Source organism: Sorangium sp. So ce381, from assembly GCF_051473845.1.
Taxonomy (GTDB): Bacteria; Myxococcota_A; Polyangia; order Polyangiales; family Polyangiaceae; genus Sorangium; species Sorangium atrum.
In genome coordinates, this window is record NZ_CP150336.1 from 12,163,544 (window position 1) to 12,186,502 (window position 22,959).

Here is a 22,959-nt window from a genome sequence, read left to right on the forward strand (position 1 = left end):
CTCTTAAGGATCATCTCGACAAGGATGTGAGGGGGTCGATGCGGACGATCAAACAGATCATCGCGGCGCACGGATCAGAGATCGTCGCAGCGTGGGCCAGCGAAGCGAACAGGGCAGCGGCGGCGCGGGGGCTGGCGAGCCCCGAGCTGACGAACATGATGCCCAAGTACGTGCGGACGCTCGCGCGCGGATGGGATGGGGAGGACGTGGTCCGCCAGCGAAACGAGCTCATCGAGAGTCAGCTGTCCTCCCGCTTGCGTGCTGGCTTCAGCCTCGAGGAGGCGCTGGAAGAGTTCGCCATCCTCGGGCGCGCGATCGTTCGCACCTGGGCCATCGCAGGCGCCGAAGAGCAGCCGAGCTTGGAGGAGATCGATCGCCTCTTCGCCGAGATCCACGCCCGTTCCGTGTTCATAGCGCAAGCGTTCCGGCAACACCTCCTGGAGGACGAGCAAACCGAGAAGCGCTACCTGCGGCTGCTCCATGACCCGTTCTTGCAGCCTTTCGGCGGAGAGGCGCCCCTGTCGTCGGGGCGTTTGAGGAAGGTCCTCGAGGTCGTCATGGAGTCGATGGACGCCGATACGGCTGCGCTGCTGTTGCACGACATCAGGACCGGGAAGCTGGAGATGGTCGCCTCGGTGGGCCTGGCCGACGAGCCGTTCGTCGAGTACGTGCGAATTGTCGACGCCTCGTCCTTCGCAGGCGCCGTCGCCTTGCAGGACTATGCGATGTCGATGCGCGACGTGGAGACCACGTTGCTCGACGTGCCGGATAGACTCCGGCACAGCGGCATCCACTCGCTGCTCGGCATCCGTCTCCCGCCGCAGCGTTCTCTCCTGGGTGTCCTGTACATCGGCCTCCGTGAGAAGCGGACGTTCACCGCCCGTGAGACGCGGCGCATCGCGGCGCTCGGCGAGCGGCTCGCGCTCCACCTCGATAACGCCAAACTCTACACGGAGCTGCTCGATCAGCTCGGTGCCCTGCGCGTCGCGCGCGAGCTACGAAACCAGTTCGTCTCGGTCCTGGCGCACGATCTCCGCGGCCCGCTGTCGGCCGCGAGGATAGCTGCGACGCTGCTCGCCGCGCAGCCGGACGCGACCGGGCCGGGCGTCGCGAAGCGGGTCGAGGTCGTCGTCCGCAACCTGGATCGGGCGGACCGCATGGTGACCGATCTGCTCGACGCCGATCGGATTCACGCCGGCCGGCGTCTCTCGGTCACGCTCGAGGAGTGCAACCTGGGCGAGCTCGCCCGTGAGCTCGTCAACGAGCTCGCGGCCGATCACCCTGGCCGCATCGTGCTGCGTGCAGACGAGGGCGTCCGAGGGATCTGGGGTGCCTCGGAGCTGCGACGCGCGCTCTGGAACCTGATTTCGAACGCGCTGAAGTACGGCGCGAAGGACGCGCCGATCACCGTCGTCATCGCGAAGCTGCGGGACGGCGTCGAGGTGAGCGTGCACAACGAGGGCGCGCCGATCCCCCCGGAGGCACGAGAGACGCTGTTCGATCCGTTCACGCGCGCCGCGGGCGAGCACGGCGCACACGGATGGGGCCTCGGTCTGATGCTGGTACGCGCCTGCGCCGAAGCCCACGGCGGGAGCGTCCATGTGGACAGCGCTCCCGGTCGCGGTACGACGTTCACGATGCGGCTGCCAGCGGACGCGCGGCCGGCCCAAGGCTGGACGTGAGGCGTTCTGCTCGTCTCCATCGGCCGCCTTGAACGGGCAGCCAGCTACGCCGGCTCTCTCGGAGGTCGAGCCGGGGCGTGCCTTCACCGAGCGAGCACAAGCGGGCCGGTCCTATTTGCTCGATTCCTGAGCGGTTTCTCTGGATCCCGGGTGCGTCGATCTGGTTCTTTGAGCCGATTCTCTGGATGTGGCTCGCGATGGGCTAGTTGAGAAAGCAGAAACTCTAGATGTGGCTCTTGATCATCTGGTTCTGAAGGGTAAACCTCTGGATGTAGCTCTCGATTGTCTATTTATGAAAGCCGAGCCTCTGGATGTGGCCTGTGTTTACCTGGAAACTTGAGATGTTTTTCTAGATTTCGTCGAGTTTTGTCTTGTTTTTCGTCCAGGATGTCTCGATCCCTGGTGCGAACGCCCCCGTTGCACGGTGCGGCGACAGCCGTCGAGCTGGCGCGCGCCGCCGGCGTGAGCACCGGGACCGTCAGGCGCTGCTGTATCCTGGGATGGACCGAGCGCGCCTGGTGAGCGCAGGAGAGGGGACCCATGGGGGACAGCGGGAACACAGGGCTCGGCGCGCCCGAGCTCGCGTCGAACGAGGCGTTGAGAGCGGTTGCGGGGGGCGCGGCGACGCTCGCGCAGGGGGCGCACGGCGACGGCGTGCGCGCCCTGCAAGAGGCGCTCGGCGCGCTCGCGCTCGGCGACGCGATGAAGGCCGACGGCTCGTTCGGGCCGAAGACGCACGCCGCCATCGTCGCGCTGCAAGCCGCGGAGGGCCTGCCGCGGACGGGCATCGTGGACGCCGCGACGATCGCCGCCCTCGACAGGCGCATGGCGGCCCGGCGTACGCCGTCGCTCGAGGAGGCCATGGCCAGGGCCGCGGGGCTCAGCCCGGAGGAGGCGGCGGCGCTCGGCCGCAAGCCGTCCGCGGTCCAGGCGGTCGCCGAGGCCTCGCGTACCGATCAGGGCTATTTCACGGATGCGAGCAGGCTCCCGCGCGTCGTGCCCGGGGCCGAGCCGGACCCGGACACGCCGCCGCCCGCCGTGGACTCCGTCGACGAAAGGCCCGCGACCGCCGCTTACGGCGCGCTCGCCGCCGATCGGAGCGCGCGCCTCGACGAGGTCCGGCGCGCGCTACGGGACGACGCGCGCGCGCTGGCCGCGCTCGACAGGCTGCTCGCCGCGGGCCGGCTGCACGCGGGGGCGCTGCTGCCGAACCTCGCGACCATGGCGGGCGTCCGGCGCGATGGCAGGCTCGTGCTCGAGGGCGGCATCGATCCGCACCTCGTGCTCGCACAGGCGATCCGGCACGTGGACAACCCGCTGCGCGTCAAGCAGGGGGCGCGCCACGGCACCTGCGGCGCGGGGACGATGGAGTACGTCCTGCTGCGCGCCGATCCGGCCGAGTTCACGCGGATCCTCGACGGGATCACGCGGGAGGCGGGCGAGGTGACGCTCCGCTCCGGCCGCGTGCTCAGGATGCCGCGCAACGCGATCCAGCGCGACGCCTCGGGCCGCATCGACATCGACCGGATGTTCCAGTCGGCGCTGATGAACCACGCGACCCTGATGAGCTGGATCTTCGATTACGACAACCCCGAGGACAACGACTCATTCTGGGCTGCTCTGGGGGGCGACTCGCGCGTCCCGCTCGGCAATTTCACGAGCTTGTTCCAGGACATCATGGGCGGCAGCTACACGAGCGTCTCGGCGCTGCTGCGCAGCGGGGCGTCCGTGGCCGATGATGTCGCTGGGGCTTTGGGGCGCGGGGAAAAGGTGCCGGTTCTCCTGAAATGGGAGGGTGGCTATCACTGGGTCGCGGGCGAGAAGATCGAGCGGGGGGCGGACGGCTCGCCGGCCTCGGTGATACTGCGCAATCCTGCGGGGGCGGACAGCTGCCAGGGCGTCCCGCCACGCGCGCCGCTGCCGGAGGGGTGTGGGCGGTTTCGCATGAAGTACGCGGATCTCGCGACGCATATCCACGGGGCGACCATCAGGGGGTGAACGTCGCGGGGAGGGGAGCGCCGCAGGGCGTGGAGTGAAGGCGGGCCCTTCGATGCAGGGATGAAGTGTCGATGGCGTCGCTCTTCCAGGAGGAGCGGGGTGAGGCGATCGGGCGGTTTTCCGTGGGTTTCGAGCGGGTCGAGGCCGACGTCAATCTGGCGATCATGGGCGCTAACCCCGCGATCTCTGGTCGGCCGGACGATTCAGTGACGCTGCCGGCGGTGTCCTTAACGGTCGTGAAGCAGGCGGCGTAGACGACCACTACCCGACTCAAAGCGGCTCTGGCCGCGCCCCCGGCGAGCAGTCCGCGCCAGGGGCTTGTCGCAACCCTCACGCCAACCATCGCTGCTGCCCATCCGGCGGGCGACGTCGCGACAGCGGAGATCGCCGCTCGGACGCTGGCAGAGCTTCTCAGCGACCCGCATGCAACGCCGCACGTCGCGCCCGTGATCGACCTCGCTCGCACCCGGTTTGCACGATCGTGAGCTCATCCTGAACGCCATCCCGGCCGCGCTGCTCCGCATCGCCGGCCGCTAGGTCCGGAAGTACCACGAGAAGGGCCACCGCAGCCGGAGGTCGCCGTGCCCGACCCGTCGGCCCACGTCGCCCGCCGGGCCCACCAAGATCGAGTGCCGTTCTATTTCGTTGGAGGTAACGCGAGTTGCGATGCTACCTGACGGCACTTCTCAATGTTCTTGAATAGGTTCGCGAGATAGGCGTCTGCGTAAAGCTGGTTAACGATTGATAGGACGTCCGTGACCATCTTCTTGGTCGTCTTGACAACTGCCGCTTCGTCTAGGGCGGCTCCGCCGCTTAGGACGTCGCTTGGCATAGTTCTCATGACAGTGTGGGCGACAAATCGATTCCCGTGAACAACGAGGAGTCGTTTTCTGCCATCTGCATCTTTTCGGAACTTGACGAGCTGACTCTCAACCAGTCGAAGAATTTGGACGAGGCGCCATATACTGGGCCCCGAGACCGAACTGTTGAATAGTACCTTATACGGAGCTCGTTCTATGTCCTGCCATAGGCGACCTATCTCGGCCTTGGCATTTACAGTAAATGTAATGTCAGTCTGCCTGCAGGCGCGCGCAACGGTTGCCTCCGCCAGGTCGAGCCCATTAGAATGATCTACAAGCGTTTCGCCGGATTTGTATAGATATGTGATTCCCTCGAGGGCCAACTCAGAGGCAATGCGCTCTTGCTCTGGGTCGAGAGCTACGAAGTCGCGATGCTCGATCCGGTTCTGAGAATTGTTGAATCTCGTAATCTCCTTGTCGAAGCCTTCTGGACAATTCTCGAGGGAAATGAGGCGAACCCATACACGTGCGCGACTAACTGGCTCTGAATTCTTCGTGGCGGCTTCGGTAATCGCGCCAACTGTTTGGGCGCCATTTACTACTCGAAGATCGCTACACTCGAAGAGACCTGTCTCGTGCGTGTTGCCTCCAAGTGGCTTTTTGACAACTTTTCGGCATAGCGCGGTGATGCCATTGTTAAAATACCAAAAATGTTCCGGATGATTCGTTAATGTGTCGACCATGCTAGCGTTGACAGATGTGACGCCCAGAAACACTCGCAGATTGGGAGCGAATAAGCGGTTCTGATGAACCATCATCCATTGTGCGACGTCGCTGGCAGCAACCTGTCCGTAGAAGCCGTGGAATGGCTCCCGAATCTGGCCCCACTCGTACATCTGAACATCGACATCGATGGGGGCTCCGCCTATCCCCTTGGATATTATTGCGTATACGTCTGCCTGTCGGAGGACTTGACTGTAGACAAGGTCGGTGGGGTCGTTTAGTTCGTCGAGTATATCCTGAAGGTCCTGTTTGACATCATTCGAAAGAGGGGCTTGGCCCGTATATACAACCACGAGAGAAATGCGCGTTGTGGCGTCGTTAAGCGCCTGTTCAATCGCGGCTTTGCGGCGCTTCAGCTTGGTCGGGAAGCGGTCCCATCGTGCGTTGATCAAATCCTTGACGCCCTTGAGGAACTTCTGAAGGTCGCCGCGTTCCACAGAGCCGCTTCCGTCATGTCGCCACTTGGACTGAACGAGGTACAGGATCCTCTCTGGTGGATGGTAGTACACGGCATCTATGCCGTTATCTTGAGAGCCATCGGTGATAGAGTTTGCCGCATCCTGTGGCTCGATGCTGGCCAAATGGGCGAGGGCAAGGGCAGCTAATGCCCGCGTCAGAAAGCCGTTTTCCTGATCGCTAGGTTGATGGTTTGCGAGGTCGCTTACGTCGATCTTTCCGCGGAAGGTCTTTTCGATGGTTGATTTGATCTGACGGACGTGCAGGTCACTCATCAAGGTGTCCTTCTGCCGGAGGTCGCACTTGGTCTACGTGGCATTCGTTAACACTCGCAGGTTTATGCACCCAATCAGGTGAGCGTGTGGACAGAGGTGCGTCGCGAGGTTTGGCCCTGAACTGCGCGCTTCAGCCGTTTCGGCATCACTGGGACCTGCTCTGCACATCACCTCTCCCGAACATCCGGAGGAGTCTCTCTGAGCCTCTCTGTCGAACCAACTACCCCTCGACCGTCCCACTCTGCGAGGTCAGCGGAGATACCGTCCCGTGTCAAGGGGGAGCGGGAGGACACGATCCGGTAGGTTTACGCCTGTTTTGAAAGGGTCGAGGCCGACGGCAACCTTCCGATGGCGGGCGCTAACCCCGCGACCACTGGTCGGCCGGACGATTCCGTGACGCTTCAAGCGGTGCTCTCGGCGCCCACGTAGGAGGCAGCGCAAGCTACGCCTCTCCGACCCGATGCCGCGCGGATCACGCCCCCGGCGAGCAACCGTGCCGGCCATGCCGCGCGCGGGCGACCAGCCACTCGCCACGCTCACACCCGGCGACGCCACAGGGGATCCCCGACGCCTCGGGGGAATCGCTTTGTGATCCCTTCCCCCCTCATCGTACTCTGAGCGCCGCGGCCATGGATCTCTACCCCTCGCTCCTTCAGATCGTAAGGATCCTCCTCTCGGAGGACGACGACGCGAGGGCCCCCGAGCTCGTCCTCCGCCGCGTCCTCGAGGCGACGGGCGCCGACCGCGGCTTCATCGTCGTCCGTGAGGACGGCTCGTACGAGCAGAAGTTCGCGGTCCACTTCGACAAGGCGAAGATCTCCGACAAGGAGCGCAAGTTCAGCCGCGGCCTCGTGCGGCAGGCCATCGAGACTCGGCAGATCGTTCACCTCTCCAGGGACGCCGACGAGCCGCGCTCCCCGCTCCTCAAGAGCCTCGAGGAGTCGGGCGCGTCCGCCGCGCTCGTCGCACCCCTCGCCCACGGCGCCGATGTCTACGGCGCGGTCTACGTGGAGTACAAGTCGCGGGCCGCCAGCGACGAGGCGCTCCGCTTCGTCGCCGAGTTCGCCGAGCTCGCAGGGCTCTTCCTCAAGCGGGCCAGCGAGCGCGAGGCGCTGCGCCGCCGGAGCCAGCGCCTCGAGCGCGATCTCTTCGCCCGCTACGATTTCGAGGGCATCGTCACGCAGGACGCCAGGATGCTCGCGCTCCTCAAGACGGTCGCGCAGGTGGCCGACTCGGACGCGACCGTGCTCGTGCGCGGGGAGACGGGCACCGGCAAGGAACTCATCGCCCGCGCGCTCCACGTGAACAGCCCGCGGCGCAGCAAGGCCTGCGTCACGCTGCACACCTCGGCGCTGCCGGGCACCATCCTCGAGTCGGAGCTCTTCGGCCACGTCAAAGGCGCGTTCACCGGGGCCGACCGGGACCGCGTCGGGCGGGTCGCGTCGGCGCAGGGAGGCACGCTCTTCCTCGACGAGGTCGCGGAGATCGCGCCCGAGGTGCAGGCGAAGCTCCTGCGCTTCCTGCAGTTCGGAGAGATCCAGCGCGTGGGCTCCGACCGGACCGACAAGGTCGATGTCCGCGTGATCGCGGCGACGCACCAGGATCTGCCGGCGCTCGTCGAGGCAGGGAAGTTCCGGCGCGATCTGTACTTCCGGCTCAAGGTGATCGAGATCGGGATTCCGCCGCTGCGCGAGCGCGCGGGCGATGTCCCGCTCCTCGTCGAACATTTCCTCCGCACCTGCTGGAAACGCCCCGGCGAGCGGCCCCGCTTCACGGAGCGCGCCGCGCGGGCGCTCCGCGAGCATGCGTATCCGGGCAACGTGCGCGAGCTCGCCCACGTGGTGGAGCGCGCGTGCATCCTGGCGACAGGGCCGGAGCTCGACGTGGATCTGCTCCCGTCCGATGTGGCTCAGCCAGCAGGCCCCGGGCCCCTGGCGCCGCGCTTCTCGCGGCTCTCCGCCGACGAGCTCGAGGCGGCGCGCGAGGCGGGCGTCGCCGAGCTGGAGCGCGCGTTCCTCGTGGCGCTGATGGATCGGCACGGGGGGAACGTGTCGCAGGCGGCGCGGGAGTCCGGGTTCAACCGGACCTACCTGCAGAAGCTCCTGGCGAAGCACCGGGTCGCCGGCGCAGGCGGCCGGCGCGCTGCCTTCGATGGCTGACGGACGCCGCCGGCCTTTGAACCGCCAAGCCGCCAAGGGCGCCAAAAAATCTTCATCATCTTGGCGTCTTATGGCGCCTTGGCGGTTCCCTCATTCCCGCAGGGTGGGGGAGTCCCATGCCACCCGCTCGGGAGCTCCCCCGAGCGCGGCCCCCGCTTCACCGCGCGCCGCCGTGCGCCGCGAGCCACTCCTTCGCCGCCGTGAGCGCGCGCTTCGCGTACTCCCCCTCTTCGGCCGCATAGGCGTCGCGCGCCTGGGTCGCGAGCTTCATCGCCCGCGCCCGGTCGCGCGCCGAGCCCCAGAGCGCCCGGGCCGCGTGGAAGCGCGTATCGGCGAGCTCGATCGGAGAGACGCCCTCGCCCTTCGCCGCATAGATGGCGAGCGCCCGCTCGGCGAACGGGCGCGCCTTTCCCGGCTCGCCCATGTCGTTGTAGGCGCCGGCGATCCCGGTGAGCATCGATGCGACCGCGTGCGAGCTCGGGCCCACGGCCTTCTCCTGGATCGCCGCGGCGCGCTCGAGGCGCACAAGGCCCTCGGCGTACCTCTTCTGCGCGACGAGCGCGCTCCCCAGATTGCCGAGCGAGGAGGCCACGCTCGCGTGATCGGGGCCGAGCGCCTTCTCGCGGATCGCGAGCGACCGCTCGTAATAGGGCGTCGCCTCGGCGAACTTCTGCTGCATTTCAAGGACGGCCCCGATGTTGTTGAGGGATGACGCCACGTCGGGGTGATCGGGGCCGAGCGCCTTCTCCCGGATGGCGAGCACCCGCTCGTGAGCACGCCTGGCCGCGTCGGTCTCGCCGAGCATGACGAGCGCATTGCCGAGGTTGTTGACGGAGGCCGCCAGGAACGGGTGCTCGGGGCCGAGCGCCTTCTCCTGGATGGCGATGGCTCGCTCGATCCGGGGCAAGGCATCCCGGTATTTGCCCTGGGTGTTGAAGAGGCGACCCAGGCTGTTGAGCGTGAGCGCGACGCTCGGATGAGAGGCGCCCAGCGTCTCCTCTCGGATGGCGAGCGCTCGCGTGGTTGCGCGCTCCGCGTCGTCGAACCTCTCGAGGTGGAGGAGGACGGTGCCCAGGCGGCTCCACGTCGCCGCGACCTCGGGATGCTTCGGCCCGAGGGCCTTCTCGAGGCCGGCCAGGGCGCGCTCGACGTGCTGCGCTGCCTCGCCGTACTTCCCCTGCTCGTCGAGGACGCTGCCCAGCGTGCCGAGCAGCCGCGCGCTCGCCAGCGTGTCGCCCCCCGTCCGCTCGACCGCGCCCTCGGCGGCCAGCTGCAGCGCGAGCGCGTCGGCGTGCCGGCCCTCCAGGTAGCCGACCACGTAGATGAGCTGGGGCCATGCCTCCGCCGCGAGGGCGTCGTCCCTGGCCCGCGCTGCCGCGCGCAGCGCCTCGCGGAGCGCCGCCTCCGCGGCCGGGGCGTCGTGCGCGTCCCGCGCCGCACGCCCGAGCATCAGGAGCGCCTCCGCCTCGATCGGGGCATGGTCCGCCGCGCGGGCCTCGTCGGCGAGCGGCCGCGCGAGCGCGAGCGCGTCGCCGAACTTGCCGGCCTCGTCGAGGGCCCTGACCTCGGCAAGGCGACCCCGCAGCGCGTCGATGCGGGCCCGCGCCGCGGCGTCCGCGGGCGGCGGGACCGCCGCGGTCAGCGCGCCCGCGTCCGCGCAGCGCTCGAGGCCGGGGAGCGCGAGCGATGCCTCGATCGATCGATCGAGCACCTCGGCGTCCGCTCCGTGCGCGAAGAGCGCCGTGAGCGCCCCCATCTCCTGGCGGCGGCGCTCCAGGCACAGCGTCCGGAGATCGAGGAGCCCGGCCGACTGATCGCCCCTCACGTGCGTGGCCTCGCACGAGTCGGCGTACATCGCGACCCACGCGCGCGCCCGCTCGCCCAGCGCCTTCTCCACGCGCCGGTACGTGTCTTCCGCGTACGGCCGTCCGGTGCCGGCGAACGCTGCCCGCACCTTCGCCATCGTCGCCCCGTCCCAGACGCCCGCGAGCCTCGCCTCGCCGCCCTTGCAGAGCCTGTCCGCAGGCTGCCGCGCGAACGCGAACACGACGAGGCCCGCGAGCGCGAGCCCCGACGCCGCGACGAGCCCGCGCCTCCACGCCGCCGCCGGATCCTTCGCGAGATCGGCGAGCAGCGCGTCCATGTCGGGGTATCGCGCGTCCCGGTCGACGGAGAGCCCGCGCTCGAGACAGCGGCGGATCCGCGCCGGCATCTCGGCCCCTCGCGGCGGCTCTCGCACCCGCCCGAGCGTCACGTTCTCGCGCAGCTCGTCGTAGGTCTTGCCGGCGAACGGGCGCTCGCCCGCGAGCGCCTCCCATAGCGACACGCAGAACGCATACTGATCGGCGCGCGCATCCGCGGCCTCTCGCCGGTGCTGCTCCGGCGCCATGTAGACCGGCGTCCCCAGGAACGAGCCCGAACGTGTGAGCGCGGCCTCTATCCCCGCCTCCGCGGGGCCGCTGACGGCCTCGCCCTCCGCGAGCCCCGCGAGCCCGAAATCGGTGACGCGCACGCGGCCGTCGGCGCCGACAAGGACGTTGTCGGGCTTGAAATCGCGGTGCACGAGGCCCGCGTGGTGCACCTGCGACAGGCCTTTGCCTGCCTGGAGGAAGGCCGCCACGACCTCCGACGGGGGCCGCCGCTTCTCGACGCAGAATGCGCGCAGCGTCCGGCCGTCGACGTGCTCCATCACCACGCGCACCTGACCGCCCGAGGCGTCGACCTCGTGCACCGTGACGACGTTGGGGTGCTTGATCCTCGCCATGGCCTGCGCCTCGCGGACGAGCCGCGCGAGCGCCGTCGCCGCGCCCGAGCGCCCCAGCACCTCGGGCCGCAGCACCTTGATCGCCACGTCGCGGCCGAGCACGTGATCGCGCGCTCGCACCACCACGCCCATGCCGCCCTCGCCGAGGCGATCGAGCACCTCGAACCGGCCGAGCTTCGTCCCCGGGCGCAGATCGAGCGATGCATCGTCCCCGGGCGGCCCCGGAGGCCCGGAGGCTCCCCCGTCCGGGACGACAATCGTGCTTGCGAGCGGATCGATCGTGACGCTCGAGGACGCGTGCTCGTCGCGGGAGGTCGATTGCCTCGACGGGGGCTCCTCGGCGGTCGCGGAGCGCGACCGCGGCTCCTCCGAGAGCAGCGCGTCGCAGCGGGTGCAACGCGGGTTGAACGGAGAGTTCTCCGCGCTGCACCCCGGGCAGATGATCACGCTCTCGCCCAGGCTCACAGGACGCTGTGTAGCACGCGGCGTCGCGGCCTGTGGTCCCTGCGTCGCCCTCTCCAGGGTGGTAGGGGACTTTGACTGAAGGTGCGGTCTCTTGAACCGCCAAGGCGCCAAGGACGCCAAGAAAATATCAATAATCTTGGTGTCTTATGGCGCCTTGGCGGTTCCATCATCCCGGCAGGGCGGGGGAGAGGCGGCTACCAGCAGGTCGGCTGACCCTGGCAGCAACCGGGCTCCCCGGGCTCGCAGGTCTGCTCGTCGCACTCCGCCATGCAGGCATCGCGCTCGGCGGCGCACGACTCGTAGTCTTCGCCCCACTGGACGCAGAGCATGAAGAACTTGGCGCACCGGCCCTTGCAGTTGAGCAACTCCTGGCTCACCTCGCCCACCTCGCTGTCGGGCGACGGCTCCTCGGCGACCTCGACCTGACAGCCGAACAGGGAGAAGCTCGCCAGCAGCGACGCGAGAAGGACGGACATGGATCGTTGGGTGACGCGAGTGAACATTCGACTCTCCTCGATGGTGACCGGACAGGTGGAACAGCGATGTCGTTGACGTCGGCAGGAGCTCATGGCGAGCGGCCCTTGCTCTCTGCGAGTTACGTGCTCGCCAGAGGGCCGGCGCAGGCCGCGCGACGGCCCTTCGCGGCGGTCATTCGCAACGGCAGCGAGGCGGAGGCCCCAGGGTGCACACGAGCTTCTCACCGGGCAGGCAGATGGGCGCGGCCAGCGGCATCGGCTCGGCGTGGCTCTCGTTGGCGGCCTCGACCACCGCGCCTTCGCTCGATCCGGGCATGGCGGGGCCGGCATCACCGACGTGCGCGAGGGGCAGCAAGAACGTGGCGAAGAACAGGTGCTTCATGGTCGACTCCTTCCGGTTGTTGGTCGTCTCGACGCCGGCGAGCCGCCCTCTGCGCATCGACCCGCGCGCAACGTGCATGGCGCGGTGGTTGAAGCGGCGTTGTCGGCGAGAAACGAAGCGTCCGGCGAAAGGTTTTGCAGATGCCATGCCACGACGAGCACGCCGGGCGTCCGTCGGCGAGCTCCCGCGTTTGCGCCGAAAACGAGGCTTATCGCTGCCCGGATCTCCGGCGCCGAGCACGAGGCTGCCGAGCCCCCTGCCTCTCTGAAGGAGACACCTGTTCCTCGCGGAGAACAGCGCGCTGGCTCGCGACCGGGGTCCAGTAGCCGCCGGCGGTCAGCGAATCGCCGTCAGAACACGAACTTGAGGTGCCCGCCCACCGTCGCGAGCACCAGCGAGTACTTCCCGTTGCCGAGGTCGTAATCCGAGCCGGTCACCGTGCGCGGCAGGATGCCCTGCACGCGGACGTCGCCCGAGAGCGACACGCGATCGCTGAGCTTCAAGACACCCCCGACGTCCCCGATCAGCCGGTGGTTGTCGGGCGAGGCCACGTCGATCGTGCTGTCCGGCGAGGCCGCCGACTGGTACCCGACCGACGCCGTCGCCAGAAACGCCTCGCTCAGCTTGTACTTGGCGCCGATCTCCGCCCACACCGTGTCGTTCCACCTGCGCGGCAGCGTCACGGTGACGCGATCGGTGATCCCGAGCTTCGGCTGGGCGAGATCCGGAGACGAGGCCTCGACGACGAACGCCTCGATGTCCGAATAGAGCACGTACGAGAGGAGCCCATCGAGGCTGAGCTTGTCGTTCACCCGGTAGCCGACGCCGACGGTGAGCCGCTTGGGGAGCGTGAACGAGAGCTCCGCGTCGCCCTCGACAAGCGGCTTGTAACGCAGGCCCTGCTCGGCGAGGTCCTGCGTGAAGAACGGGTGGTTCATGTCGATGGCGAACTTGCCCTTGTACCGCATCGCGGCGCTGTGCTGGTACGTGAGGCCGAAGCGGAGATCCTTGTTGGGATTGAAGGCGAGCCCGAGGTGGAACGAGGCGCCGTGCGACAGGGCCTCCTTGATCGAGATGGAGCGCGCCAGGACGTCGAGCTCGCGCAGCTCGGACGGCGTGCTCGGGCCGAAGTCGTTGTCCTGCTTGAGGTAGTCGAGCCCGTCGTGGAACTCCTTGAGGCTCCCGAAGTCCTGCACCTTCGAGAGCTCGGCCAGGCCGCTGACATAGGACACGCCGGCGCCGAGCGAGACCTGGTCGGTCAGCTTGAGCCCCGCGGCCGCCGTGAGCGACGTCGACACGATGAACGCCTGCCGCAGCTGCCAGCGCTGCGCGCCGTCCGGGAAGCTGAGCGCCGCGGCATAGGGGACATACAGGCCGACGCCGACCGTGAGGCGGTTCGGCAGGACCGGGATCGCCAGGAATGCGTTGCCCGTCGGCGCGATCGGCGTCGTCGACACCTCCTCGGCGCGGCCGCGCTTGCTGGCGTCGACGTTCGCCGGATCGAGCGGGAGCTTGAACTGGAGGGTGTCCGGCGTCTGGTACGTGCCGCGCCGCTCGCGCTGGTAGGTGGCGTGGCCGACGATGAGGCCCGCGCCAAGGACGAGCTCCGGCCGCTGGACCCCCGCGAGCTCGGCCGGGTTCCAGTAGACGGCCGCGGCGTCCGACGTCGTGGGGCCCGAGAGGCCGCTCGTCACCCAGGGCGCGTCGATGCCCGAGGCGTGCGCGTCCCGCGCCGTCAGGCAGACGAGGCCTGTCGCGAGCGAGAGCGCGGCGAGTTCACGTCGTGTTCGTTGACGCGCACGGGCGCGGGGCCGCGAGGGCGGCAGAGCTCCTTGCATGAGACGGGTCCTCACGGTGGGGGGGCCGATCACTGGATCCGGGTGAGGGTGAGCGAGAGGCGATGGGGGCTCGGCTTGTCGCCGACCTCGATCTCGTAGCGGTGCCCCTCGTCGTCCGCGAAGTACAGCGTATCTCCTGCCTTGACCTCCACCTTCTCGTGGAGCGCGTCGCCGTCGATCTCCTCGGTCGTCGACACCTTCTTCTCGAGCGCGGGGTCGGAGAAGAAACCAGGGCTCTCGTAGGCATAGTCGCGCACGCGCACGCCGTCCGCGTCCTTGCGGATGTCGTCGGGCGCGACGAAGTAGAGGTAATCCCGCTGGCCGGCGACGCCGCTCTCGGTGCTCGGCTGGTAGAGATAGAAGTCCGCGTCGCCGGCGGCGTTGTCGTTGAGCTCGAGCGCCATGTCCTTGAGGACCGCCGGATCGCTCGCGAGGTTCTTCTTGATGCTCGCGACGAGATCCTCGGTCTTCACGCCGACCGGCACGTCGCGCAGCGTCACCTCGAGGTCGGCCTCCCCCTCGGCGAGCCCGCCGTCGTGGAGGCGCGCCTGGGCCACGTCCAGGAGGATGTCCCAGAAGTAGGACGGCGCCGGAGGCGGGTCTTCGAGAATGACGCTCTCGTCGACGCTGATCTCGGTCCATCCGCTCTCGTCGATGCAGACCTTCACGGCCTCGAAGTCGCTCATCGAGGTGCCCGCGGGCCCGTAGCTCGAGCAGTGATCCTTGATCTTGGCCGCCCTGAGCTCACCCGCGCGGGCGAGGATGTGCTCGAACTCCCAGAGCGGCTGTTCCCACACGGGCGAGTTGCCGCGCGGCGCGGGCTCCCGGCTCGTGCCGCCCGGCAGGAGCATCGCGCTCTCGGGGATGGCCAGCGTCAGCTCGCCGATGCTCAGGTTCCTGGCGAGGTTGTCCAGAACGAGCCAGTCCTCCTGGCTGAAATCGAACAGGGTGTCTATCTGGCCGGGCGTGCTGTTGACGCTCGCGACATCGGCCATCGTGGCGTCGACCCCCTTGTACGGCAGGGCGTTGACGTCGACGCGGACCGTCATCGTGAAGTCGTCGAGGGCCGCCTTCACCCCGGATGCGGCCTTGATGAAGCCGGGGTGCTTCGCGCCGTCCGGGTCGTCCGGATCGAGCGGCGTCGGACCGAACTGCGCGGCGAGGCCCGCGAAATCGGTGACGACGTCGTACAGCGTGACGGGGATGGAGTGCGGCGCGACGGGGTAGACGCCGTCCGGGTGCTCGTCGTCGACCGGCCCTCTCCGGTGCTGGGTGTTCGGGTGGGTGCTGACGAGGTTCTCCAGGACGGCCTGCGAGGTGATCTGCACGGGGATGAGCCGCTCGTTGCCGGCCGCGCCCGTGAGGTCCGAGAGGATCTTCGACGTCGAGAGCCCGACGGCGTTGCCGACCCCGAGCAGGCCCTCGAGGCTCGTGCCGCTGAGGTCGGCGTTCTCCGGCGTCATGTTCAGGAGCCCGACGAGGTTCCGCGACGCGGGCGAGAGCGCCGCGACCTCCGCGGGGGGCATGTACATGACCTTGAGCAGCGCGTTCTCGATGAGCGTCGAGATGTCGAGATCGAGCAGCCATATCCCCTCGAGGGTGGGCCGCGGGATGGCCTTGAGCTCGTCGAGCGTGAGCGTCTTGGCGAAGCGCCTCGCGTCGAACCGCAGGAACTCGAGCGTGAGGGCGCGGCTCTCGTTCACGCCGAGCGCCGGCGGGGGCGGCGCCTGCTCCACCGTGACGGCCTCGACGCAGCCGGGCAGCGCAGAGGAGAGCGCGGCGGCGAGCAGGGGACCGAGCCGGGAGAGCCGGCGAGCGGCGGGGGCGGCGGGGCGGGTGCGGTCTCGCGCTTCCATGATCAGAGCTTCTCCACGTCGGCGGTGATCTCCACCGGATCGTCGCTCTCGGGCACGTAGAAGCGGACCTCGTAGACGGCGCCCTCGTCGTCCTTCATGTACAGCGTGGTCTCGCCCGGCGGCAGCCTGAATTTCTCGTGCGTCGTGTCGTCGATGCCGTCGAGCTCCTTGCTGGAGACCTTGCTCGCCTCGCTGAGGTCCGGGCTCGTGAAGAAGCCGGGACTTTCGTAGGTGTAGGCGCGAGGGGCCTCCGAGCTTTGATCCGAAGGCCGGAGGTCGTCCTCGGCGACGAAGAACAAGGTGGGCGCGCCGTCGGGCGCGCCGCGGCCGTAGAAGAAGTCGAGCCCGTCGTTGTTGACCCAGTAACGGCCCAGGATGATCTCGGCGATCTCGCTGGCCTGGCTCTGCAGGGTCGGGCGGAGCTCGGCCACGATCTCGTCGGCGGTCAGGCCGATGCCGACGTTGTGGAGCGCGAAGACCGGCTGGGCGGCGCCTTCCTGGATCTCGGGGCTGCCGTCGCCGGTCGGGTCGTGGATGGCGACCTGGCCGACCTCGGTGAGCAGCTCCCAGAAGAACTGCGACGGCGGTATCGGGGGCGGTTGGTCGGAAACCAGGTCGGTGAAGGCGGTCCAGCCGCGCGGGTCGCCGTTCTGGCCGATGGTCACGCCCACCCGGCACGTGCCGCTCAGGCGGAAGTAGCACCCTGTGAAGGGCACGCGCTCGCCATACGTGAGGTAAGCCGCCTTGCCCACGATGTGCTCCATCATGAATGGAGGGGTGGACCATACCGTGTTGGAGCCGACCGGCATGCCTGGACGGTTCTCCTTGCAGGCTGGCGCGTCAGCCTCGATGCACGCCTTCACCTTGGTGGGCAGCTCGCGCAGCGAGATGCGCATATCGATCGTCGGTGTCGGGGCGATGCCGCTGATCTGGAGCTTCTCCGGGTCGTTGAAGTCGAACCGGAGCGGCGCGTCGCCGTCCCGGAGGAACATGTCGCCGCCGCCCTTCGAGAGATCGACCCCCGAGACCCTGTGCAGGCCCGACTCGGCGACGACACGCATCTGGAAGTCGGGCAGGAGGACATCGCTCTTCGTCGTGAACGTCTCATCGTCCCGTACGAGCACGCCTGGATGATCCCCGCTGGGTCCGAGCTTCTCGGACAGCGGCTGGAGATCGAACAGGGCCTCGTAGAGGCTGACAGGCATCCTCAAGCCATCTGGACTGGCGATGGCCGGGTGCGTGCCGAGCAGCTGCTGCTGGAGGGCGAGGATGAGCTTGGGTATCGGCACGAAGGGGGCCGTCCGGTTGCTGCGCACGGCCGTCGGATCCGGCTGGACCGCCAGATCGAGGGTGATGCTGTCGGCGAGGACGTCGGCGAAGTCGAAGGCGAAGGTGCCCGGATTCTCCTCGAAGATCGCCTGAAGCCCCTCGAGCGACGTCCCCGTCACGTTGGCGTTGGCGGGCGTCATGCTGAGCAGCCGGACGAGCGCGAACTCCGGGGAGGTCTGCCACTCGGCCCCGAAGCTCCGGCCGAGCTCGGTGAGCGAGCAGTTGTGGCCGGGGTTCGCGCTGTCGTTCCGCCACGAGGTCCCACACGCGTTCTGGATCTGCTCGAGCGCGTTCCGGAGCAGCCCGGTGGTGTCCACGTCGAGGATCGTGATCTGCTTGGCGCCGTCCTCGCCGAAGACCTGGAGCGCCTTCTGCTTGTCGAGCTCCAGCACGACCGACGGGACCTCGGCGTCGTCGATGCGCAGGCGGAACCTGTTCGGTTCTGCGATGACCGCGCCGCCGCCCCCGCCGCCCTCGCCGCCGCTGCCGCCGCCGCCCGCGGCCCCGCTGCCGCCGCCTCCTCCGTCGTCGCCGCACGCGGCGAGCGCGGCGAGCAGCACGAGGGAAGCGCCGCGGAGCGAGGCGCCGCGCCGGGAGGAGAGGGCGAGCGAGAAGTGCGTCATGCGAGGGTTCCTCGTCGAGGGATCTCTCAGGATCCGCAGGAAGAGACGCCCGATGCTACCGAACTTCGACGCCACGGCGCGACAAAGAGTTCGCGCCGCGACGGCGCGGCGAGCTCGATCCGCGACGACGCCAGGAAGGCCAGGACACGTGTCGGTGTCCTTCGTCCGCTCGCCTGCCTGTCGGTTGCTTGTCGGTTTTCTGTCGCCGAGCTGCTCGGCGCGCGGTCTACGCGCTTCCGAGATCGCTCTGGACGTTCGCTGCTGGCATGGACGGCTCGCCCGACGCGTCCGCCTGGGCGCTCGTCGCGGTCGCGGGCGGCTCATGCGCTGGGCCCACGGGCGGCTCAACCGGCGGGGCTGCCGGCGGCGCGGCCACGGGCGGCTCGGCCGGCGTCGCCGGCGGCGGGGGCCGGATGGACGACGGCGCGCCCACGAGCTCGCGCGTCCGGTCGAAGAACGCGCGCAGCTGCGTGAGGCTCGGCTTGCGCTTGCCCGCCGCGATCGCGAGCACCTCCTCGCGGATCGCGGCGTTGATCGGCGTCGCGATGCCGAGCGCCGCGCCGCGCTCGATGACCTCGCCGTTCAGGAAGTCGACCGCCGGCGGGCGGCCTCGCTCGATGGCCGCGAGCATCGAGGAGCGCATCCGGCGGAAGCGCGCGCCCACCGCGAGGAGCAGCGCGTGCTTCGCGAAGAGCCCCGGCGAGCCCACGGCGGAGCGCTCGGCGTCCGTGAGCGCGATCCAGTCGAGGTCGAGCGTCCCTGCGACCTTCTCGAGGCGCACGCCGATCGCGCGCGAGACCTGCACGGTCTCGGTCATGATCTCCAGCGCGAGGCGGCGGACGAAGCGGTGCCTGAGCAGCGCGCCGAGGCGATCGCCGCCCACGGTGCCGAGCGACGAGATGGCGCAGTTGATGGCGAGCTTCGACCAGCGCGCGCCGGCGAGGTTGTCCGTCACGGTCGTCGGTCCGATCGCCTCGAGGATGCGCGCGAGCTCGTCGAGGCGGGGGTCGCTCGCGCCGTCGAGCCGGCCGAGGACGAAGCCGCCGCTCGAGGTGCGGTCGTACACGCCGGGCTCCACCATCGAGGCGCCCCACGCGACGATCGCCCCGAAGGTGCGCTCCGGGCCGGCGATGCGCGCGATGCGCTCCTCGCAGAGGCCGTTCTGAAGGCAGATCATCGCGCCCGTCGGGGCGAGGTGCGCGACCGCGTTCCGCGCAGCCTCCTCGACCTGCGGCGGCTGCGTCGCCAGGAGGATGTAGTCGAACGGGCGGGTATCCGGGCCGAGCTCCCGCACCGCGCGGCCGCCGATGGTGCCAGGGCTCGCCTCGCCGCGCACCCGGAAGCCGCCGGCGTTGATGGCGTCCGCGATGAGCGGGTTCGTCGTGAAGGCGGTGACGTCGTGGCCCTGCTCGAACAGGTACGCGGCGACGATGCCGCCGATCCCGCCGCAGCCGACGACGAGCAGCCGGGGGGCGGAGGAAGCGGGGGCCACGGAGGTGCCCGGGGCAAGCTCGGCAGGTGAATCGATGAAGCTCATGAGAGATCCCTTACCACCGCTGCGGCGCGGGCTCGACGGGCTCGAGGGGGAGCGGCACAAGGGGACAGGGGTATCGGAAACCACGGTGGCTTCCGCAGCGCGTCATGTGTGAGCAGCGGGCGATGCGGCCGTGGTTCGCGGGGGGCCCGCGCGGGCGTTACAGCGCCACGTCCCCAGCTGCCTCGAAGGCGGATAGCAGTTGCCGGAAGCTCTGGAGGTGCCCCGTGCGCGCGCACCGCGCCCGCAGCGCCTCGAAGTACGACGGGTCGATCACCACGCCCGGGCGCTGCTTCGTGTACCGATGGCTACGCTCGATGAGCATGGCCTTGAGATACGCCAGGTGGAAGCTGGCGCGCGTGGCGTAGCCGGGATAGGTCCCCATCCGCTCGGGATCGTCCGCGCTCACGTCGTAGAAGCGCTTGAAATCGACCAGCTGGGGTGACTGCGGGCCGGCGCGGAGGAAGCCGTCGTGCCCCAGGAACCAGGGCTCGATGCAGCAGTGCTGGATGATGATGCGAATCTCTAGAGACGGATTGGTCCTCGCCATGCGGGCGCCCTGGAGCTCGGCCTGCACGGTGCGGTGGACCTCGGCGTAGCGGGCTTCGTACGTGTCCTCGTCCGAGTCGATGCAGATCCAGAATTCCTGCACGCGACCGGGGTTGGATTCGATGTCCTGGAGGAGGCCGGCGATCCTGCGATAGCACGATGGATAGCCCTTGCCGCTCACGAGGACGTTGCCGTCGGCGATCAGGTCGGCCACGTTGGGCACGCGATGCAGCGCGGGGAGCCGGTGTCGCAGCCATGCCTCGTAGACCCTCGGCTCGGTCTCGGCACCCTCCACGAGGAGGACGAGGTTCATCCCTGGACTCCGTGCTCGTACTCCGGGAGGTTGATGAGTCGCGTGAAGCGGTCGAGGTGCGAGCGATCCTGCGCCATCGCCGGGATCTTGTCGGCGTCGAGCACCCGGACGCGGCTGCCCTTTCGGGTGACGATCTTCCAGTGTCTTGGCGGGATTTGCTCGATGATGTAGGGGTGGTGGCTGGTCAGGACGAGCTGGAGGTACGGCGCCCGGCTCAGGAGGAAGCGCGTTACTGCGGGCAGGCAGTTGACGCCGAGGCTCGACTCCAGCTCGTCGATGAGCACCACCGTGCCTGGCGGAGCGAACGAGAGGTGGATAAGGAAGGAGAGGTAACGTTGCATGCCAGAGGACATGTCGCAAAAGAAGATCCAGCTGGCGACGCCCGACTCGGCTGCCGTGAGCGCGAGGTTGTAGCTACCCCCTAACTCCATGCTCGCCGTAGCTCCCAAAGGGTAATAGCGCTGAACCTTGAGCTTCTCGACCGTGGGAAACGCTTCCCGGAACGCGTCCTCTATCTCGGCGAACGCCTCTGGAAACACCTCCTGGAGAAGCTCGGCCTTGTGGTGCAGCGGCAGTGTGAAGTCCGCACCAATATCTGCCGCGGATTGGTAGTTGCCCCGCCGCTTCTCGAAGTGAGTCTCCGTCGTAAGTCCGTGGCTCGGCAATGTTTCGAGCGCTGAACGAGGAATGCAGCGCGAAAAGGCCTTGTAAAGCGGAGCCATCTGCGGGTCTTCCTTGAGGACGCCAATCGCACTCTGCGCCCGGTCCAGCTTCGGGAGTGCATGGCCGTTCAGAAGGAAGCGCTCAGGCGAGCGTTCCACGATGGCCCGGTCCCCCTCGAGGACGCGCTCGGTCCGGATGAGGGGCGGCTCCTCAGCGTGCAGCGCGCCGTGCTCTTCTGCCCCTCGCCCGACGCGCGGCTCCAGCTCGGCTTCCCAGCGGTACGTGAGCCCTTCGTGCTCGAAGCCGATCGCGAAGCTGGCCCCGCGGATCGCATCGATCAGCTCATCTTCTTCCTTCTCTCCGAGCGCGACGGCGCGGACCTGCTCGATCGCCCGCACAATCCGCGTCTTGCCCGCCCCGGACACGCCGACCAGCAGGTTGAACGCATCGAGCGCCATCGGCTCGAGCGTCCAGCCACGCCCAGCGCTCTGAAACTCGACGGTCAGGATCCTCATACGGCGGCCAGTCTACGCGCCTGCCCCATTCCGGCTAGCCCTGCCGGCTCGACCGCAGCGCCTCCCCTCGCGGTCCGCCTCAATCCGCCGGCGCCAGCACCTCGATCGCCTTCGGCTCCAGCGTGACCTTGATCGGCAGCTTCCCGAGCGGCTCGCCGTCCACGTCGAGGAAGAACGACTGCTCGACGTCGCGGTTCAGGAGGGTGAGCTCGATGCTATCGCACTGGAAGTGGCGCACGTCCCGGTGGCGGATGTGCGAGCCCGTGTACATGCCGGTCGACACGGCCGCGAAGCGGAGGTGGGGCGCGGCGCCCAGGTCGATGACGTCGAACACGCCGTCGTCGAGCTTCGCCATCGGCGCGAGCTGCATGCCCGCGCCGAAGAAGCGGCCGTTGCAGATCCCCACCATGCGCGTCGAGATCTCCTCTTCGCGACGCTCCCCGCGCAGCGTCGTCACGCAGCGCACCCGGCCGACGCGGCTGCGGACGAGGCCCTGGAGCGAGGCTATCGTGTAGGCGAGCGTGTTGCCGAGCACCCGCGACGACTCGTTGACCAGCGAGACAACGACGCCGCTCATGCCCGCGGAGAGGACGTTGACGAAGAACGCATCGGCCCGCCGGCCGTCGCGCGTCTCGTACGAGAGGCGGCCCACGTCGAGCCGGCGTGTGTGGCCGCTCGCGATCGCGGTGCAAAAGCTGTCGAGCCGGCGGGTGAGCTTCAGCGTCTTGCAGAGATCGCTGCCGGTGCCCGCGCCGATGATCCCGAGCCGCGTGCCGCTGGCGCCCCGGTCCCTCGCCTGCATGAGCCCGTTCACCACCTCGCTGATGCTGCCGTCCCCGCCGACCGCCACGACGGTCTCGCGCCCGCCGAGCGCGGCTTCGCGCGAGAGATCGGCGGCGTGGCGCGGGCGATCCGTGCGCACGATGTCGACGTCGCCGAGGATGCGGCGGATGGGCGTCAGCATCTCGTCGAAGAGCCTGCCCGTCTTTCCGCCGCTGGACCGGGGATTCACGATGAGGAGGGGGCGCATGCGAGCACCGATGCTAGATGCCGCAGGCCGCCCAGGGCGAGGTGTTTTTGTCGCGAGCCCCGCGGGCCGACGCCTCGGCGCGCTCGGCGGCGGTCTCACTGCTTCGTGCAGCCGCAGCCGCAGTCGTCGCTGAAGTAGCTCCAGCCGGGCTCGCACACGAAGCGGATCCGGGCGCACTCGTCGTGGCTCTGCCCGACGTACTTGAGCATCGGGCTGTCGGTCCCGCAGCCTTGCGGGCTGCTCGCGCCCGGCGCGCCGCCGGCGCCGGTCGGCTCGCCCTCCAGACCCCGCACGCTCCCCGTCTCCGCGCCCCTCGGGCTGTCGGCCGGCGGAGCTGCCGCGGGCGCGCCGCTCGGGGCGCCGCGGCAACCCGTGGCGAGCGAGCCGAGCAGCACGAGCAGCGATGATGAGGAGGGGAGGTGTCGAGTTGGCATGAAGGTGGCTCCGGTGGCAGAGACAGGCCCGCTGC

At 68.7% G+C, this 22,959-nt stretch carries 16 protein-coding genes; 4 read left to right on the forward strand and 12 right to left on the reverse strand.

Annotated elements, in window-relative coordinates; genetic code table 11:
* The first annotated feature begins 38 nt into the window (after positions 1 to 38).
* The 3 genes from WMF29_RS45600 (at position 39) to WMF29_RS45610 (ending at position 3,934) form a co-directional block, all read left to right on the forward strand.
* On the forward strand, positions 39 to 1,682 hold the full coding sequence (locus WMF29_RS45600) for an ATP-binding protein (RefSeq protein WP_437326294.1): 1,644 nt from the start codon (positions 39 to 41) through the stop codon (positions 1,680 to 1,682).
* 540 nt (positions 1,683 to 2,222) lie between these two features.
* A complete protein-coding gene (locus WMF29_RS45605) occupies positions 2,223 to 3,680 on the forward strand; it encodes a peptidoglycan-binding domain-containing protein (RefSeq protein WP_437326295.1) in 1,458 nt (485 codons plus the stop codon).
* Between the two features lie 71 nt (positions 3,681 to 3,751).
* Complete coding sequence (locus WMF29_RS45610) at positions 3,752 to 3,934, forward strand: hypothetical protein (RefSeq protein WP_437326296.1); 183 nt, start codon at positions 3,752 to 3,754, stop codon at positions 3,932 to 3,934.
* Between the two features lie 383 nt (positions 3,935 to 4,317).
* Here the strand turns inward: WMF29_RS45610 and WMF29_RS45615 are convergent, their stop codons facing one another.
* On the reverse strand, positions 4,318 to 5,994 hold the full coding sequence (locus WMF29_RS45615) for an AIPR family protein (RefSeq protein ID WP_437326297.1): 1,677 nt from the start codon (positions 5,992 to 5,994) through the stop codon (positions 4,318 to 4,320).
* A gap of 629 nt (positions 5,995 to 6,623) precedes the next feature.
* Here WMF29_RS45615 and WMF29_RS45620 point away from each other — a divergent pair.
* Complete coding sequence (locus tag WMF29_RS45620; protein ID WP_437326298.1) at positions 6,624 to 8,153, forward strand: sigma-54-dependent Fis family transcriptional regulator; 1,530 nt, start codon at positions 6,624 to 6,626, stop codon at positions 8,151 to 8,153.
* 157 nt (positions 8,154 to 8,310) lie between these two features.
* Here WMF29_RS45620 and WMF29_RS45625 read toward each other — a convergent pair whose 3' ends face one another.
* From WMF29_RS45625 to WMF29_RS45675, 11 genes are all read right to left on the reverse strand, one after another.
* Entirely contained in the window at positions 8,311 to 11,382 is a 3,072-nt protein-coding gene (locus tag WMF29_RS45625; RefSeq protein WP_437326299.1) for a tetratricopeptide repeat protein, read from the reverse strand.
* 194 nt (positions 11,383 to 11,576) lie between these two features.
* Entirely contained in the window at positions 11,577 to 11,858 is a 282-nt protein-coding gene (locus WMF29_RS45630; RefSeq protein WP_437326300.1) for a hypothetical protein, read from the reverse strand.
* A 172-nt stretch (positions 11,859 to 12,030) separates the two neighbouring features.
* The gene (locus tag WMF29_RS45635) at positions 12,031 to 12,318 is read right to left on the reverse strand and encodes a hypothetical protein (RefSeq protein ID WP_437326301.1); all 288 of its coding nucleotides are present in this window, start codon (positions 12,316 to 12,318) and stop codon (positions 12,031 to 12,033) included.
* Between the two features lie 272 nt (positions 12,319 to 12,590).
* On the reverse strand, positions 12,591 to 14,078 hold the full coding sequence (locus tag WMF29_RS45640) for an OmpP1/FadL family transporter (protein WP_437326302.1): 1,488 nt from the start codon (positions 14,076 to 14,078) through the stop codon (positions 12,591 to 12,593).
* Positions 14,079 to 14,107: 29 nt separating this feature from the next.
* On the reverse strand, positions 14,108 to 15,934 hold the full coding sequence (locus tag WMF29_RS45645; RefSeq protein WP_437326303.1) for an acetyltransferase: 1,827 nt from the start codon (positions 15,932 to 15,934) through the stop codon (positions 14,108 to 14,110).
* A 2-nt stretch (positions 15,935 to 15,936) separates the two neighbouring features.
* Complete coding sequence (locus WMF29_RS45650; RefSeq protein ID WP_437326304.1) at positions 15,937 to 17,886, reverse strand: hypothetical protein; 1,950 nt, start codon at positions 17,884 to 17,886, stop codon at positions 15,937 to 15,939.
* Positions 17,887 to 18,112: 226 nt separating this feature from the next.
* On the reverse strand, positions 18,113 to 19,423 hold the full coding sequence (locus WMF29_RS45655) for a ketopantoate reductase family protein (protein ID WP_437326305.1): 1,311 nt from the start codon (positions 19,421 to 19,423) through the stop codon (positions 18,113 to 18,115).
* 157 nt (positions 19,424 to 19,580) lie between these two features.
* Positions 19,581 to 20,282 carry a hypothetical protein gene (locus WMF29_RS45660; RefSeq protein WP_437326306.1) on the reverse strand — a complete coding sequence of 234 codons (702 nt, stop codon included), beginning with the start codon at positions 20,280 to 20,282 and terminating at the stop codon, positions 19,581 to 19,583.
* Positions 20,279 to 21,460, reverse strand: a complete 1,182-nt coding sequence (locus tag WMF29_RS45665; RefSeq protein WP_437326307.1) for an AAA family ATPase — start codon at positions 21,458 to 21,460, stop codon at positions 20,279 to 20,281. Before WMF29_RS45665 ends, WMF29_RS45660 begins: the two co-directional genes overlap by 4 nt.
* Before the next feature lie 79 nt (positions 21,461 to 21,539).
* Entirely contained in the window at positions 21,540 to 22,490 is a 951-nt protein-coding gene (locus tag WMF29_RS45670) for a diacylglycerol/lipid kinase family protein (protein WP_437326308.1), read from the reverse strand.
* Between the two features lie 95 nt (positions 22,491 to 22,585).
* Complete coding sequence (locus WMF29_RS45675; RefSeq protein ID WP_437326309.1) at positions 22,586 to 22,924, reverse strand: hypothetical protein; 339 nt, start codon at positions 22,922 to 22,924, stop codon at positions 22,586 to 22,588.
* Between the last annotated feature and the right edge of the window lie 35 nt (positions 22,925 to 22,959).

Coding starts and splice junctions, on each gene's coding strand:
- WMF29_RS45600 (WP_437326294.1), top strand. CDS start 39: ATGCGGACGATCAAACAGATCATCGCGGCGCACGGATCAGAGATCGTC.
- WMF29_RS45605 (WP_437326295.1), top strand. CDS start 2,223: ATGGGGGACAGCGGGAACACAGGGCTCGGCGCGCCCGAGCTCGCGTCG.
- WMF29_RS45610 (WP_437326296.1), top strand. CDS start 3,752: ATGGCGTCGCTCTTCCAGGAGGAGCGGGGTGAGGCGATCGGGCGGTTT.
- WMF29_RS45615 (WP_437326297.1), bottom strand. CDS start 5,994: ATGAGTGACCTGCACGTCCGTCAGATCAAATCAACCATCGAAAAGACC.
- WMF29_RS45620 (WP_437326298.1), top strand. CDS start 6,624: ATGGATCTCTACCCCTCGCTCCTTCAGATCGTAAGGATCCTCCTCTCG.
- WMF29_RS45630 (WP_437326300.1), bottom strand. CDS start 11,858: ATGTCCGTCCTTCTCGCGTCGCTGCTGGCGAGCTTCTCCCTGTTCGGC.
- WMF29_RS45635 (WP_437326301.1), bottom strand. CDS start 12,318: ATGCACGTTGCGCGCGGGTCGATGCGCAGAGGGCGGCTCGCCGGCGTC.
- WMF29_RS45640 (WP_437326302.1), bottom strand. CDS start 14,078: ATGCAAGGAGCTCTGCCGCCCTCGCGGCCCCGCGCCCGTGCGCGTCAA.
- WMF29_RS45645 (WP_437326303.1), bottom strand. CDS start 15,934: ATGGAAGCGCGAGACCGCACCCGCCCCGCCGCCCCCGCCGCTCGCCGG.
- WMF29_RS45650 (WP_437326304.1), bottom strand. CDS start 17,886: ATGACGCACTTCTCGCTCGCCCTCTCCTCCCGGCGCGGCGCCTCGCTC.
- WMF29_RS45655 (WP_437326305.1), bottom strand. CDS start 19,423: ATGAGCTTCATCGATTCACCTGCCGAGCTTGCCCCGGGCACCTCCGTG.
- WMF29_RS45660 (WP_437326306.1), bottom strand. CDS start 20,282: ATGAACCTCGTCCTCCTCGTGGAGGGTGCCGAGACCGAGCCGAGGGTC.
- WMF29_RS45665 (WP_437326307.1), bottom strand. CDS start 21,460: ATGAGGATCCTGACCGTCGAGTTTCAGAGCGCTGGGCGTGGCTGGACG.
- WMF29_RS45670 (WP_437326308.1), bottom strand. CDS start 22,490: ATGCGCCCCCTCCTCATCGTGAATCCCCGGTCCAGCGGCGGAAAGACG.
- WMF29_RS45675 (WP_437326309.1), bottom strand. CDS start 22,924: ATGCCAACTCGACACCTCCCCTCCTCATCATCGCTGCTCGTGCTGCTC.